13 protein-coding genes are annotated in these 16,699 nt (G+C 36.9%); all 13 read left to right on the top strand.

Annotation, left to right across the window (positions count from 1 at the left end; genetic code table 11):
- Positions 1-200 precede the first annotated feature (200 nt).
- The 13 genes from K5R89_RS15585 (at position 201) to K5R89_RS15525 (ending at position 16,669) form a co-directional block, all read left to right on the top strand.
- Positions 201-1,634: a capsule assembly Wzi family protein gene (locus K5R89_RS15585; RefSeq protein WP_217259308.1), complete on the top strand. Its 1,434-nt coding sequence runs from the start codon at positions 201-203 to the stop codon at positions 1,632-1,634.
- A gap of 145 nt (positions 1,635-1,779) precedes the next feature.
- Positions 1,780-2,916, top strand: a complete 1,137-nt coding sequence (locus tag K5R89_RS15580) for a polysaccharide export protein (RefSeq protein WP_217259307.1) — start codon at positions 1,780-1,782, stop codon at positions 2,914-2,916.
- Between the two features lie 2 nt (positions 2,917-2,918).
- On the top strand, positions 2,919-3,353 hold the full coding sequence (locus K5R89_RS15575) for a protein-tyrosine-phosphatase (RefSeq protein WP_047681705.1): 435 nt from the start codon (positions 2,919-2,921) through the stop codon (positions 3,351-3,353).
- Positions 3,354-3,370: 17 nt separating this feature from the next.
- On the top strand, positions 3,371-5,539 hold the full coding sequence (locus tag K5R89_RS15570; protein ID WP_153668595.1) for a polysaccharide biosynthesis tyrosine autokinase: 2,169 nt from the start codon (positions 3,371-3,373) through the stop codon (positions 5,537-5,539).
- An 84-nt stretch (positions 5,540-5,623) separates the two neighbouring features.
- Positions 5,624-6,817: a hypothetical protein gene (locus K5R89_RS15565; RefSeq protein WP_153668597.1), complete on the top strand. Its 1,194-nt coding sequence runs from the start codon at positions 5,624-5,626 to the stop codon at positions 6,815-6,817.
- A gap of 36 nt (positions 6,818-6,853) precedes the next feature.
- Entirely contained in the window at positions 6,854-8,056 is a 1,203-nt protein-coding gene (locus K5R89_RS15560; RefSeq protein WP_217259306.1) for a glycosyltransferase family 4 protein, read from the top strand.
- Positions 8,057-8,090: 34 nt separating this feature from the next.
- Positions 8,091-9,152 carry a glycosyltransferase family 1 protein gene (locus tag K5R89_RS15555; protein WP_072016612.1) on the top strand — a complete coding sequence of 354 codons (1,062 nt, stop codon included), beginning with the start codon at positions 8,091-8,093 and terminating at the stop codon, positions 9,150-9,152.
- Positions 9,153-9,156: 4 nt separating this feature from the next.
- On the top strand, positions 9,157-10,185 hold the full coding sequence (locus K5R89_RS15550; protein WP_217259305.1) for a cellulase family glycosylhydrolase: 1,029 nt from the start codon (positions 9,157-9,159) through the stop codon (positions 10,183-10,185).
- Positions 10,186-10,416: 231 nt separating this feature from the next.
- Positions 10,417-11,571: a glycosyltransferase family 4 protein gene (locus K5R89_RS15545; protein ID WP_217259304.1), complete on the top strand. Its 1,155-nt coding sequence runs from the start codon at positions 10,417-10,419 to the stop codon at positions 11,569-11,571.
- 108 nt (positions 11,572-11,679) lie between these two features.
- Entirely contained in the window at positions 11,680-13,110 is a 1,431-nt protein-coding gene (gene wbaP / locus K5R89_RS15540) for an undecaprenyl-phosphate galactose phosphotransferase WbaP (RefSeq protein WP_153668606.1), read from the top strand.
- 89 nt (positions 13,111-13,199) lie between these two features.
- A complete protein-coding gene (locus K5R89_RS15535) occupies positions 13,200-14,180 on the top strand; it encodes a glycosyltransferase family A protein (RefSeq protein ID WP_217259303.1) in 981 nt (326 codons plus the stop codon).
- Positions 14,181-14,193: 13 nt separating this feature from the next.
- Positions 14,194-15,084 carry a glycosyltransferase family 2 protein gene (locus tag K5R89_RS15530; protein WP_217259302.1) on the top strand — a complete coding sequence of 297 codons (891 nt, stop codon included), beginning with the start codon at positions 14,194-14,196 and terminating at the stop codon, positions 15,082-15,084.
- Between the two features lie 52 nt (positions 15,085-15,136).
- Positions 15,137-16,669: an oligosaccharide flippase family protein gene (locus K5R89_RS15525; RefSeq protein ID WP_217259301.1), complete on the top strand. Its 1,533-nt coding sequence runs from the start codon at positions 15,137-15,139 to the stop codon at positions 16,667-16,669.
- The last annotated feature ends 30 nt before the right edge of the window (positions 16,670-16,699 follow it).

Genomic DNA, 16,699 nt, shown 5'->3' with positions numbered 1-16,699 from the left:
ATCGATAGCCTGTAGGGTAAAATTCGCCTACATTGTGAGCTTGGTGGATGTGATAATGGTTACGAGCAGCTTAGGGTAACTGTACTTGCCTCGCCGGTGTTGCACAGTGAAGTCAGCTGGTGCCGCGAGCGCTTTCTATCTTGCTATTCCCCTCATTCTCATTGAGATACGACAGCGGGGCTGAAAATGGATCTTGTACAATGATAAAAATTGCGCGCATTGCCGTGACGCTGGGTTTGCTTTCCTCCCTGGGAGCCCAGGCTTACGCGGCCGGGTTAGTGGTAAATGATAACGATCTGCGTAACGACCTTGCCTGGCTTTCCGATCGCGGGGTCATCCATCTGAGCCTGTCGACCTGGCCGTTGAGTCAGGAAGAGATCGCCCGGGCGCTAAAAAAGGCCAAACCGTCCTATTCATCTGAGCAAGTAGTTCTGGCCCGTATCAACCAGCGACTGTCTGCTTTAAAAGCCGATTTCCGCGTCACCGGTTATACCTCGACCGACCAGCCGGGCACCCCGCAGGGGTTTGGCCAGACGCAGCCGGCAGATAACTCGTTAGGCCTGGCGTTTAACAATAGCGGCGAGTGGTGGGATGTCCACCTGCAGGGTAACGTCGAAGGGGGAGAGCGGATCAGCAACGGCTCTCGCTTCAACGCCAACGGCGCCTACGGCGCGGTGAAGTTCTGGAATCAGTGGCTTTCCTTTGGTCAGGTTCCGCAGTGGTGGGGGCCTGGGTATGAAGGGAGTCTGATCCGCGGGGACGCGATGCGGCCGATGACCGGCTTCCTGATGCAGCGGGCAGAGCAGGCGGCGCCGGAAACATGGTGGTTACGCTGGATAGGCCCATGGCAGTACCAGATCTCTGCCAGCCAAATGAATCAGTACACTGCTGTCCCACACACTAAAATTATCGGCGGTCGTTTCACCTTTACGCCGTTCCAGTCATTGGAATTAGGTGCATCGCGGATAATGCAGTGGGGAGGGGAAGGGCGACCGCAATCCCTTAGCAGCTTCTGGGATGGTTTTACTGGGCAGGATAATACCGGTACCGATAATGAGCCGGGGAACCAGCTGGCCGGATTTGATTTTAAATTTAAACTCGAACCAACTCTCGGCTGGCCGGTCAGTTTCTACGGGCAAATGATCGGTGAAGATGAGGCTGGTTACCTGCCATCGGCAAATATGTTCCTCGGCGGGATTGAAGGGCACCACGGCTGGGGAAAAGATGCCGTAAACTGGTACCTGGAAGCGCATGATACGCGTACAAATATGAGCCGGACCAATTACAGCTATACCCACCACATCTATAAAGACGGTTACTACCAACAAGGGTATCCGCTGGGTGATGCGATGGGGGGGGATGGTCAATTGTTCGCTGGCAAGGTTGAACTGATTACTGAGGATAACCAACGCTGGAGCACACGTCTGGTTTATGCCAAAGTCAATCCTAAAGAGCAAACAATTAACAAAGCATTTCCTCATTCTGACACGCTTAAAGGTGTTCAGCTTGGTTGGAGTGGAGACGTTTATCAGTCGGTACGTCTGAATACCTCCCTGTGGTACACCAACGCTAACAACAGTGACAGCGACGACGTTGGGGCCAGTGCAGGGATAGAGATACCGTTTAGTTTATAAGGCTGAATGCTGAAAACAGGGGAGAGGGAGTGGTAGCGCTGCAGGATGCAGTCAGCTTTTATCTCTCCATAGGCCGGCAGGGAAGCAACGGCTATGACAGCTGCTCAGGAATTGGCAAATCTTGTTTTACTAATGATGTGACATTATGAAGAAAAAACTTGTTAGATTTTCGGCATTAGCGTTGGCAATTGGGTTTTTATCGGGTTGTACCATTATTCCAGGACAAGGATTAAATAGCCTGCGTAAGAATGTGGTTGAGCTTCCGGACAGTGACTACGATCTGGATAAACTGGTCAATGTGTATCCTATGACTCCGGGGCTGATCGATCAGCTTCGTCCAGAGACCGTTCTTGCTCGTCCAAACCCACAATTGGATAATTTACTGCGCAGTTATGAATATCGCATTGGTGTTGGCGATGTATTGATGGTTACTGTTTGGGATCACCCGGAGCTGACAACACCTGCAGGGCAATACCGTAGCGCCAGCGACACTGGTAACTGGGTCAACTCCGATGGCACCATTTTCTACCCATATATCGGTAAGGTGCAGGTGGCGGGGAAAACACTGAGCCAGGTACGCCAGGATATAGCCAGCCGCTTGACCACTTATATTGAAAGCCCGCAGGTTGATGTCAGTGTTGCAGCGTTTCGTTCGCAAAAAGTCTATGTGACTGGTGAGGTGGCAAAATCAGGACAACAGCCTATAACGAACATTCCTTTAACTGTAATGGACGCTATTAACGCTGCAGGTGGACTGGCTCCTGATGCTGACTGGCGAAATGTAATACTAACTCATAACGGAAAAGACACAAAAGTCTCATTGTATGCATTAATGCAGAAAGGAGACTTGACACAAAACCATTTACTTTATCCTGGTGACATTCTTTTTGTTCCTCGCAATGATGATCTAAAAGTTTTTGTTATGGGCGAAGTCATGAAGCAGAGTACGATGAAAATGGATCGTAGCGGAATGACACTAGCTGAAGCATTAGGAAATGCAGAAGGAATGTCGCAGGCAATGAGTGATGCGACTGGCGTCTTTGTTATCCGCCAGTTGAGAGGAGATAAACAAGGAAAAATCGCAAATATTTACCAGTTGAATGCCCAAGATGCTTCAGCAATGGTCCTTGGTACTGAGTTCCAATTACAGCCATATGACATTGTTTATGTTACAACGGCACCTGTTGTTCGTTGGAATAGGGTTGTGTCGCAACTTGTACCGACTATAAGCGGTGTACATGATATGACAGAAACAGTTAAATTTATCAGGACATGGCCATAATTATGTTTGATTCAATTCTGATCGTATGTACCGGAAATATTTGTCGCTCGCCAATAGGCGAGCGATATTTACGCAAAGCGTTGCCACACAAAAAAATAGACTCAGCTGGAACGGGCGCGTTAGTAGGGCATGCAGCTGATGAAAGTGCTATTTATATTTCAACCAAGCATGGGATTTCATTGGATGGCCATTTAGGAAGGCAACTCACACCATCCTTAGCGCGTAAATATGATCTAATATTAGTAATGGAAAAAGGGCATATCGAACAGATCAGCAAAATTGCACCTGAGGCTCGTGGGAAAACAATGTTATTCGGACATTGGCTTGAACAACGGGAAATACCTGACCCTTATCGCAAAAGCGAAGAAGCTTTTGCTTCGGTATATCAGTTGATTGAACAGGCCGGTAAGCTTTGGGCTGAAAAACTGGGTGCATAATTATCAGGAAATAAGGCATGTCATTGTTAAAACAAAAAAACATTGTGAAAGAGTCTGATGAAGTAGATTTTGGGCGATTAATTGGTGAGTTAATTGATCATCGAAAATTGATTATATCGGTTACATCATTGTTTACTCTTATAGCGCTTATTTATGCATTATTCGCTACTCCAGTATATCAAGCCGATGCATTGATACAAGTAGAGCAAAAGCAAGCGAATGCAATATTAAGCAATTTAAGTCAAATGCTTCCTGATAGTCAGCCCCAGTCAGCTCCCGAAATTGCTTTATTGCAATCAAGAATGGTACTAGGAAAAACTGTTGATGATCTTAATCTTCAGGTTGATGTTGAGCAGCAATATTTCCCTATTTTTGGGCGTGGTTGGGAGAGACTGAAGGGGGATAAACCAGGTTCGGTTGTTATTTCTCGCTTATATATAGATGATAAAGATGAAAATATACCAGAGTTAACACTCACGGTTAAAGATAAAAATCATTATCGTTTGTCGTCAGATTCATTCGATTTAGAAGCTAAAACGGGTGATTTATTAAATGCAAAAGGTGTTACTCTTAAAGTCGATAGTATTGATGCATCTCCGGGAACAAAATTCTCAGTAAGTTACGTTAGCCATCTTCAGGCCATCAAAAATTTACAAGAAGCTTTCGTTGTATCAGATCAAGGAAAAGATACTGGAATATTAAGCCTTTCGATTACTGGGGAAAACCCACAGTTAATTGAAAAAATAATCAATAGTATAAGTGATAACTATCTTGTTCAAAATATATCTCGACAAGCGGCACAAGATGCGAAAAGCTTAGATTTTTTAAATCAGCAACTTCCAAAGGTTCGTAGTGATTTGGATCTTGCAGAAGATAAACTGAACCAGTTTAGGCGTAAAAGTGACTCAGTCGATTTGTCCCTTGAGGCGAAGTCAGTACTAGATCAGATTGTCAATGTCGATAATCAACTTAATGAATTAACATTTCGTGAGTCAGAGATTTCTCAGTTATATACAAAAGAGCATCCTACTTATCGGGCATTGATGGAAAAAAGAAAGACTTTACAAGATGAAAGAGCGAAGTTGAACAAACGAGTTTCGGCAATGCCCGAGACCCAGCAAGAAATATTAAGGTTGAGCAGGGATGTTGAATCTGGTCAAGCTGTCTACATGCAGTTACTTAATAGACAGCAAGAATTAAATATCGCTAAATCTAGTGCTATTGGTAATGTAAGAATCATTGATAATGCGGTAACACAGCCTAAACCGGTCAAGCCAAAAAAAGTGTTGATTGTTTTAATTGGGATCGTACTAGGCTCTATGATTGCAGTAGGGTTGGTAGTATTGCGCGTGTTTTTACGCCGTGGAATTGAATCGCCAGAACAATTGGAAGATTTAGGAATAAATGTCTATGCAAGTATTCCTATTTCCGAAACATTTTCTAAAAATATAGCTCAATCACATGGTTGGCGTAAGAAGCAACAAAGTGAAATAAATGGATTTCTTGCAGTCGATAATCCTGCTGATCTTGCCGTAGAAGCTATTAGAGGATTGCGAACAAGTCTTCATTTCGCCATGATGGAAGCAAGAAATAATGTGTTAATGATCTCCGGAGCAAGCCCGAATGCAGGAAAAACGTTTGTAAGTTCTAACCTTGCAGCGGTGATTGCCCAAACTGGAAAAAAAGTTCTTTTTATTGATACAGATTTGCGCAAAGGATATACTCATAAACTATTTAATATGAATAATGACCATGGATTGTCGGACCTTTTATCGGGAAAAACGAGTATTGAACAATCTATAAAAAAAGTTGAATCCGCAGGTTTTGATTTTATTCCAAGAGGAATGGTACCACCAAACCCAGCAGAATTATTGATGCACAAACGTTTTGGTGAGATATTATTGCAAGTTAGCAAACTATATGATTTTGTCATATTAGATACGCCTCCAATTTTGGCTGTAACAGATGCTGCAATTATCGGTAATTATGCAGGCACTACCTTACTTGTTGCTCGATTTGAGCAAAATACAGTAAAAGAAATTGAAGTGAGTGTTAAACGTTTTGAGCAAAGTGGAGTTAACGTCAAAGGCTGTATTTTAAACGGAGTAGTTAAAAAGGCTAGTAGTTACTACAGTTATGGATATAACCACTACGGATATTCTTATTCGGATGATGTAAAAAAATAAATTAAGCGCGCAGTAGCATAACTTTTATGTGTGCTACTGTGCTTTGAATTATCAAAAAGGAAGTAATTTAACTGGCTATCAATTATGCACAAACTTTATATCAGATTGGCATATCCCATATTTATTTGGTTTATTATAATTAAATCATTTGCCGGTCCAATTGGTTTGATTTTGCCAGCTATAAACTATAGTGGGGTTTTATTAATGACGGCGTTATTGATCGTGCGCTGGATAGGGGCACTTTTACGCAAGCCAGCCGTCTTAATGCTAACGATGATGTTTGTATTGTATTTAATTATTGGAATTATAAATACTAAGCTAATACAAGTTATCTTTGCAATCTATATATTTATTCCTTTTATTTATTGTATTGCATTTGCTGATGTCTTATTTAGCAAGATATTTTATGGAAATAAGTTTTTTATATATTTATCGATTATATCTGCACTGGGGGTTATATATGTGAATCATTTTGGTGCACCTTGGGTAGGAGGAGTATTAAATATTGGAGGGCATGAAAAGGTTCTTTCGCGAGATTGGACTACTAATGGTATTTCTCGTATACCTGGTTTTACAGGAGCGTCGTTTGATGCAGCTACGATAATAATGATAAGTGGTTTTTTTGTTTTATTTGATTTTGTGCAGCGTAAATTATGGATCCCTTTTGGAATGCTAATACCTCTATTCTTTTACGCAATATATTTAACAACAACTAAAACGGCAATAATAACATTTGGTTTCTTGTCCTTGTTACTACTACTACCAGCAGTACTAACAAATTTAATGTCAAAACTAATTGTTTTAATATCTATCATATTTACATATATTTGCATGTTTAGTGTAACGGGTAACAGAGGTGGTTACATTACTAATACTTTCTTGATGCGCATGTATGAGACTTGGCCAGCGGCTATACGACTGCTAGAAGATAATATAGATCTAATTTTTGGCAAGGGATTCGGCGCAATCGGTACCCCAGCGCTTTTTTTTGATGCACAAAATTACAATGCGGCAGATAATGCTTTTGTCTATTTATATATCATTGCTGGCATTCCTAGTGTCATACTAGTTATTCTTTTCTTAGCTAGATATTTTTCAGCAAGCTTCGAAACTGGTTTAATAAAAAATGAGTACTACTTGTGCTCATTATGCGTATTTATCGGCGGCCTTACATACAATCTTTTTGAATCAGTTTTTTATGCACCATTTGCAGGTATTCTTGTTGGTGTTATTTTTCAAAAGAAGTATTTGCAAAAGGATATTAGTAATTTAAAGTGATTTGCTTATCTAACAGAGCAGCAGAGAAAAATTCCCATGAAGGTTTTAATTTTCAATTCATTATACTACCCTTATCGAATAGGTGGTGCTGAAAAGTCGGTTCAGTTATTAGCTGAAACTCTTGTATTATATGGTAATACTGTAACGGTTGCAACTTTGCACGAAGGTAAGGGAATTAAAGAGGAGTTAATAAATGGCGTGAGAATTGTACGCTTCCCTTTAAAAAATATTTATTGGATCAATGAAAAAGGGAAAAAAAGCATTTCAAAATTCATTTGGCATGTTATCGATATTAATAATTTTCTAATGAAGTATATTGTTAAAAGACAATTTGAAGGAGAAGAATTCGATATAGTACACACTAATAATTTAGCTGGATTTTCAGTTTCCATATGGACGTGGTGCAAACAAAAAAGAATAAAAATAATACATACTACTCGTGATTATTATCTTTTGAACCCCAATGGAACATTGTTTTGTAATGGGGAAAATACATCTCCAGAGGAATTTAAAGCTTACGCATTTTCTTGGTTAAAGAAAAAAAAGTCACAGAAAGTTGATGCAGTTATCGGTATTAGTAACTATATTTATTCGCTGCATGAAAATCATAATTATTTCAAAAATGCCAAATCATATGTAATATATAATCCTATACCAATCACAGGTAAGCCAAGCAAAGTCATTAATAAAAGGTCTATTGTGTTAGGATTTATTGGTAGAGTTGAAAAGGCGAAAGGAATTGAGTATTTCTTAGATGAAATGATTGCGGTTAAACGGAGCATAGTCATTAAAGTGGCAGGCAAAGCAGAGGAAAGCTATATGGCTTATCTTCAAAATAAATACAAATGTTTAAATGTAGAGTTCTTAGGGTTAGTTGATACAGAGAAATTTTTCCCAACACTTGACTATACTGTAGTTCCGTCAATATGGAATGAGCCATTGGGTAGGGTTGTTATCGAGTCATACGCATATGGTATACCTGTCTTGGGAAGTTGTAGGGGGGGGATTGCTGAAATTATCAGACACGGAGAGACCGGTTTTTTATTCAATATAGAAAGTGCGGGTGCACTTACTACTCTTGTTGAAACACTTCCAGACTCATGTTGTCCTGAATATATTAGGCTTTCAGAAAGAGCAAATAATTTCAGCAAACAATTCACGCAAGAAAATATAATGAACAATTATGTTAAAGCTTATTGTGAAGTAATAGAAAATACGAATAAAATACAACAAAACTAATTAAAGCGTTCACATCTAAGTGTAAGGGGAACCTGTGATATATGTTAATGCTAGATTCTTTACTCAGAAAATTACGGGAGTACAGCGTTTTGCCAGGGAAATAGCAAAAGAATTGGCAAACCAAAGAGATGATATAATTTTTTTAGTTCCTTCAATTAGTGATATTGTCGATATCGAGTCTTTGAATGGAATTAATATTTTGGAAGCTAATGGTGGTTGTGGTCATTTTTGGGAGCAGATTACGTTGCCATTTTTCCTTTACAGGAGAGGTAATCCGCTATTATTGAACCTATGCAATACTGCTCCAGTCTTATATCATAATAAAATTATTACATTACATGATATTACATATATTAAGTACCCTCGAAGTTATTCCCTGAAATTTAGAATGTTATATAGGGTTATAACGCCTCTTATCATCAAAGGTAGCAGGAAAATTATCACTGTTAGCGAATTTTCACGTAAGGAGATAAGTAATTATTACAATCTGGATTATGGAAAAGTGTCAGTTGTATATAATGCTGTTACAAATGAAATAAAAAAGATACAAGCAGCAATAACTGACAGAGAAAATAAATACCTATTAGCTGTTTCATCACAAAATTTCCATAAAAATTTTCATACTTTAATTCAAGCATTTTCTGGCTATACAGGAAGTCTCTCCCTTAAAATAATAGGTGACAAAGCACAGGCATTTAATGGTATAGAACATGTGTCCAATGATGATCGAATCCAGTTTCTAGGAAGAGTTAGTGATGTAGAGTTGGCCAATTTATATACAAATGCCTATGGTTTTATTTTTCCTTCTCTTTATGAAGGCTTTGGTATTCCTCCCTTGGAAGCACAATATTGTGGGTGTCCGGTAATTTCTTCAGATAGAGCTTCTATGCCAGAGGTGCTTGGTAATAGCGTATTATATTTCAATCCTGAATCAACAAGCGAAATCGTGATGGCTATATTAAAATTAGAAAACAATAAAAACATACGTGACGAACTAATTGAGAGAGGCCGAGAAAATGCCAGTCGATTCTCATGGTCAAAATCAGCGCTTGAAGTTAACAATATTATTAACGAGCATTTAAATAAAAGAGCTTGAAAAAATGATAAAGAATAAAGTTAAATATAGTATCATGCTTATCCTATTACCGTTCTTCTCAAATGCTTCCTTTGAAATCGGTGTTGGTACACATTTAGATCGATACAAGTATGATAGTGTTACATATTTGAAATTGTTGCAACAGTATGGTTTCACCTCGTTTAGAGATGACTATACATGGTCAAAAGTTGAAAAAGTTAAAAATAAATATAAGGTTGATAGAACTCTTCAACAAGCCGACTTTGCCTTTATGAATTCTAAAAGTTATAATGTCAATGGTATGGTAATTTTAGCCTATGGCAACATGAATTATGATTTTGGTAAATATCCAACGTCAGATGAAGCTATAAAAGGTTTCGCCAATTATGCTTCTTGGACAGCGAAAAGATTCAAGGGTCGAGTAAAATATTATGAAATATGGAATGAGTGGATATATGGGACAGGAATGGCAAAGGCTAGGGATAATATACCATCCGCTGAAAATTATTATAACTTGGTGAAAGCCACAAGTTTAGCCATAAAAAAAAATGATCCCGACGCGATCATACTTGCTGGTTCATTCAATCCATTAAATGAGCGAAGCAAGTTAATTGGAATGTCCGATTCTGAATGGTTCGACCTGCTAGTTGAAAAAGGGATAATGAAATATATTGATGGAGTTTCAATACATACATATTCATTTTCTAACAGGAATAAGGCTTTAAGGAACGCTGAGGGGAATGTAAAATATCTAGATAAATTTCATCAGGCTTATTTAGATAAATATAACATTAATATTAAAATGTATATTACTGAATATGGGGTCCCTATATATAATGGTCCTGGTGGCAGTAATGAAAAAAATGCCACTGACACTATACGTGAATATATCACTGAAATCAAAAAAAGAGATTACATTAAGGGTATCTGGCTTTATGATCTAATTGATGATGGGACTGATAAATCTAACAAAGAGCATAATTTTGGAATGTTCTATCAAGATATGCAACCTAAAAGTTCAGCTTTACAGATTAAGTCGTTAAACGAGCAATGAAATATATGTAAAAATTCAGACTAAATGTACATACTATCTGATTCTAGCTTCAAAAATAATAATCATAGTAGTGGTTGAAATGTGTATAAATGCCAATTTTTAATTAAAAGCTAAAGACTTATAATATTTTTAATGCTGTTTAAATAATATGGACACAAACACCACAACTCTGTATGCGACTTCTTACTGGGAGAAGTGAAAATCACTGTTTGTAAATTTCAGGAACTTGTTATGCAAAAGGTCAAAAGTATTGGTATCATTGCTGATTGGTTAGTTACTTATGCAGGATCAGAAAAAGTTATAAGGGAGTTTTTAAATGTTTACCCTCAGGCAAGTTTATATTCGGTTGTTGATTTTTTAAACAAACAAGACCGTGAGTACTTTCATGGAAAGCAAGCAACTACGACTTTTATTCAAAGCCTTCCTTTTGCTCAAAAAAAATATCAAAAATATCTTCCACTAATGCCTTTTGCGATAGAACAACTTGATATTTCAAATCACGATATTATCATATCTAGTAGCCATGCAGTCGCAAAGGGTGTACTCACCGGTCCCGATCAACTTCATATAAGCTATGTCCATTCACCGATACGTTATGCATGGGATTTACAGCATCAATATCTTCGCGAAGCAGGCCTAACTAACAACATTAAGGGGTTAATAGCAAAATGGATGCTTCATAAAATTCGTATGTGGGACTATCGCACTGCAAATGGTGTAGATCATTTTGTTGCAAACTCTCAGTTTATTGCCAGACGAATAAAAAAGGTATATGGACGACATGCCGATGTTATATATCCGCCTGTGGATGTTGAAAGGTTTTCTCTTTGTGAAGATAAGGAAGATTTCTATTTCACAGCATCTCGAATGGTACCGTACAAGCGCATTGATGTCATCGTCGATGCATTTAAATTGATGCCTGATAAGAAATTAGTAGTCATTGGTGATGGCTCAGAGATGAATAAAATTAAGAAAAAGGCAGGTAGTAATGTTGAGATTCTCGGATATCAGCCTAATGATGTAATGACAGAACATATGCGTAAAGCCAAAGCATTTATTTTTGCTGCAGAAGAGGATTTCGGAATAACACCTGTTGAGGCTCAAGCATGTGGTACGCCTGTTATAGCTTTTGGAAAAGGTGGTGCACTTGAAACAATTCGACCTTTCGGCGAGAAAAATCCTACAGGTGTATTCTTCAAAGAGCAGGAACCGATGTCAATTAAGGAAGCAGTTAATTTTTTTGAACAAAATCAATTAATGTTTACTTCAATCAATTGTAGGAATAATGCTCTTCGTTTTTCGGAGAACCGCTTTAAAAATGAGGTTAATAATTATATTGCTGAAAAATGGGAATTGTTTGAGAAAGGAAAGAAAATAAATTATTAACTTGCCACCATTCTAAACTTTCAAAGGTTATATGAATAAACGGTTTTTAAATTATTATTTGTCATGCAATGATATCATGTATTATATCAGAGCATATAGTGAGGTTCTATGACTCGTTTGGCCCGCAATTTCTGGACTGGCGCATCTTTAGCCCTATCTGATTTTATCGGTTTTACGATTTCAATTTTCTTTGCTGTACCATTGTCAAAATTTGCGGTTTCTGATGTTGAAACATTGGTTATAAATTCCCATATTAATGATTGGGTATTTCTACATGTTTGTCTTGGTGGGTGCTGTGTTGCTTGGTATTCAATAAGGTTGCGGCATTATTTTTACCGTAAAACATTTTGGTTCGAGTTAAAAGAAATTCTGCGCACATTAGCTATTTTTGCTGTTATTGAAATCGCTATTATGGCATTTGCACATTGGGACTTTTCAAGAGTTGTTTGGTTAGTGACATGGTTTTCTGTTTTCATTTTGGTTCCTGTGTTTAGAATATTAACGAAAAAAATTCTTGATACATGCGGGCTATGGAAGCGCCAGGCTATTATAATCGGAAATGGTGATAATGCCGTTGAAGCATGGAAGGCAATAAATAGTGAAAAGAATTTAGGGTTCGACGTAGTAAGTTTCGTTGCGGTAGAGGAGGAGAGTAATGACAGAATGACAACATGTAATATTCCTGTCATTCGCTGTAGTCCTACAAACTTACCGGAATATGTTGATAAAAGGACACAATTCATTGTTGCATTAGAGACCGATCAAGGTAGCATTCGTAATGCTTGGCTACGCTATTTTATGATTAATGGCTTTAGATATGTTTCTGTAATTCCAACATTGCGCGGAATGCCGCTTGATAGCACTGATATGTCTTTTATTTTTAGTCATGAAGTTATGATATTCCGTGTGCATCAAAACTTAGCAAAGCTATCTTCTCGATTTTTAAAACGTACATTTGATATTGTTGGTTCGTTATCAATCATATGTGCTCTATCACCACTTCTTGCCTTCATAGCTTATAAAGTTAAAAGTGATAAAGGTCCCGCAATTTATGGCCACGAGCGAATTGGTAAAAATGGGAAGCCTTTCAAATGTTTAAAATTTCGCTCAATGGTCATAAATTCGAAAGAAGTTTTAGAAGAATTATTACAATCAGATCCTCAAGCAAAGGCTGAATGGGATGCAACTTTCAAGCTTAAAGATGATCCGAGAGTAACTAGTATTGGTAAATTTTTACGTAAAACAAGCTTGGATGAACTCCCTCAGCTATTTAATGTCCTCCGAGGTGAAATGAGTTTAGTTGGACCAAGACCCATCATTAATGCTGAACTTGAGCGTTATTCTGAAGAGGTTGATTATTATTTGCTTGGTAAACCAGGGATGACAGGTCTCTGGCAAGTAAGCGGTCGAAGTGATGTTGATTATGAAACGCGGGTTTACTTGGATGCATGGTATGTTAAGAATTGGTCAATGTGGAATGATATTGCCATCTTGTTTAAAACCATAGGCGTAGTAGTGAAAAAGGACGGCGCCTATTAATAATTACAAATATTTTTCTTCTGCTTATATTAAAATAGCAAGTCTTTTTTGATTTTCAGGTGAATTTGTTTTATTTCTAAGGGCTAGAAATGTGTAAGATAAGTGTTATCATCCCCGTTTATAATATTGAAAGCTACCTTGCTGCGTGTATAGAATCACTTATAACTCAAGATTTTGAAAGCTCCGAATTCATTTTTATTAACGACGGTAGTACTGACTCCTCCAGATGCATACTTGCTGAATATGCAATCAAAGATAATCGAATTAAAGTTATTGATAAATCTAATGGAGGTGTTGTGACTGTCAGACCGCTAGGTATTAAAGAAGCAAAAGGAGAGTTTATACTTTTTCTGGATGGTGATGATAGTCTATTCCCGGGGGCGTTACAGAAGTTATACAATGTAGCGGTGAGTAACAGTTGCGACATTGTGGCAGGCAGTTTTTTAGCAGAGCGGGATGCGATCGAGGAATGGCGTTTTGAGTGGGATGATAAACTGTATAATTCAAGTCTGGATTTCTTGACTGATTGTATTAAGAGTAATAATTTCTATATATGGGGGAAGTTGTTTAACGCTAAGGTTTTTTCTTCGGAATTTTATTATGGAGATTCAAATTATGGTGAGGATGGTGTCTTTTTACTTCAATTGATAAATCGTGCTAACAGATTGAATGCAATTAGTGACATTGTATATTGTTATCGTTTGCGAGAAAATAGTTTAACCTCTGCCCCAACTGTGCAATCTTATATAGGTAGATATCAGTCATCTAAATATATTTATGACTATGTAAGAACTAATTTTCATGATTCGGCTGTTAATTCTATTGTAGAGATTTATTTTTTGTCTCAGGTTTACAAAACAATATTAGATTGTGGCTCTGCATTTGTAATGCAAAATCCTCAACCTGTAATAACTTCAAGGATGGTTAATCAACAAAAAAAAGAACTCAAGGAAAAATATTTACTAGCATATATCATACTGAAAATATATGTATTCAATCCTGGTATTTGCATTCATCTTGTGCAAGCTGCTAAAAAATTGAAACAAATCATTCGATCAATCAAGAAATGAGAGTAATACACTCATGAATAATATTGGCTTTATAAAAAGATGCTATCGCTACTATTCTTTTCATTTCCAAGAGCCTGTGCTTTCTTTACTTAAAACGAGGCAGTTAGAAAAGAAAAATAGAATATCAAATCTCTGTCTTCATGATTCAAAGAATATTCTGGAAGATGTAGTCGTTAGCTTAACTACTCATGGCGAAAGAATTAATAACGTTCACATTACCATAGAATCTATTCTTGATGGGGAGAACGTCCCTTCAAGGATAATTTTATGGTTAGATGATATCAATATATTCAATAACTTACCACTATCAGTAACTCGACTCTTGAAACGAGGGGTTGAGGTTAAGATGACTAAAAACTATGGTCCTCATACAAAATATTATCCTTATGTTTCGGGGGAAGTCCTGAAAGAATTTCTTGTCACTGCTGATGATGATATCATTTATCCTAAATATTGGCTTTCAAGTCTTTATCGTGCGGCGAAGGGTTCTTGCAAGGAAATAATTTGCCATAGAGCACATGAAATAACTTTCGATAGAGAAGGGTTTTTTTTATCATATAATAAATGGAAACCATGTGTATTCACAAATAAAAGCATTAAATATTTTGCAACTGGCGTGTCTGGTGTTATATATCCCCTGCATTTCCAGCATTGTCTGAAATCGTTTGGTGAGATCTTTTTAGACAAATGTCCTAAAGCTGATGATGTATGGTTGCATTTTGTAGCTTATAAAAATGGCTATAAAATAAAGCAGCTAACTAACCGAAGCATCCATTTTCTTACTATTAACAACACCCAACACACAGGATTAATGAATGTTAATGTGTGGGAGAGTCAAAATGATAAACAAATAAAAAATACTTATTCAAATGAAGATATGAAAAAAATTTTTACAGATGACTAGTTTTTATAGTTCTACAATCTTATAATGACATCTTAATTAACCTGAGAAGAGTATGTCCAAAAACAAACTCATAGTTAAAAACACTATTTTTCTAACTATCAGAACCTTATTTTCCTTACTTGTTGCTTTTTATACCACCAGAGTCGTTTTACACCAATTAGGTGTATCAGATTATGGTCTTTTTAGTGTTATTTATGGAACGGTGGCTTTTTTTGTTTTTATTGTGTCAGCAATGAATGATTCTGTACAACGTTTTATATCAATTAACCTAGGAAGTAATAATCATGCTGCAGTAAGTAATATATTGAGAAATAGTATTCTGATCTATTTTTTGGGAGGAGTGATTTTTTGTCTTGTTTTAATCGCAGTTAGGGGCTATGTAGTTGAAAATTTACTTACAATAGATGTTGATTCGCTGCCTACAGCTAAAACTATATATATTATTGCGTTATTATCTATATTTGTTTCTGTTATACAAACGCCTTTTAATGCACTGGTATTAGCGCATGAGAAAATGTCATTTTATGCATATATGACGATATTTGACTCTTTATCCAAGCTTATTGTTGCCTTTATATTGGTTGCTCTGCCTTATAATAAGCTGGTTATCTATTCTTTATTGCTTTTATTGTCATCCTTAATTAGCTTTACTATATATATTGTTTATTGTTACAAGAAATTCCCTCAATCATTTAAAGGTGGAAAATTTAGTAAAAAAATCCTCACGGATATTACAATGTTCTCATTTTGGAACACTTTTGGTAATTTTGCATATGTTTGTAGAACACAGGGTATTAACATTGCTATTAATATATTTTTTGCAACCACTGTTAATGCTGCATACGCTTTATCATCAACTATTCTCAATGCAATTAACTCGTTAACTCAATCTCTTGTATCAGCAATTCGACCCCAAATATTTAAGTCTTATTCAGAGATGAACGAGGAGAGATATCTCACTTTAGTGACTTCAGGATCAAAATATACTTTTTCGTTCCTTTTCTTAATATCATGCCCTGTACTTATATGCACCAAAGAACTTTTGTCTGTTTGGTTAGTTAATATTCCCCCTTACACCATTGGATTCGTCAGGTTCGTTATTATTGTTGCGTTAATCGATAGCTTTTCATCTAGCATAATCGCAGGTGTTCAAGCAGTTGGGAAAATTAAAATCTATCAATTGACAGTTAGTTTTTTTGTTTTCATTAGTTTGCCTTTTGCATATTTATTTTTTAAATTAGGTTTTTCTCCTTTCAGCGCATATATCCCTTTAATAATAACATCTCTTATAAATTTACTTCTAAGGTCGTACTTCCTTGCTAGATATACAAAGTTCGATTTCATTGGTTATTTTTATGGTATTGTTTTGCCATGCATTTTTACAGCCAGTGTAGCTTATAGCATTTCATATTATATTAACACATTGCTTTCTCCGGAAGGAATTATGTTGACGTTACTCTCTTGTTCTTTTTACTCCTTTATTTATTTGATTTTTGCTTTTGTTTTTGTGGTAAGTAATCTTGAGAAGAAAGTTATTCTCTCGGCAGTGATCTCAAAATACAATGCCCTTAGTATGAAGAAATAGTTTATTAATTGAGGCTTTTTCTGCATCAAT

Source organism: Klebsiella sp. TF21-TM (assembly GCF_019753495.1).
In the GTDB taxonomy this organism is placed as follows: domain Bacteria; phylum Pseudomonadota; class Gammaproteobacteria; order Enterobacterales; family Enterobacteriaceae; genus Klebsiella; species Klebsiella quasipneumoniae.
Note: the sequence above shows the minus strand (reverse complement) of the source record. Positions and strands in the feature narration are given on the sequence as shown.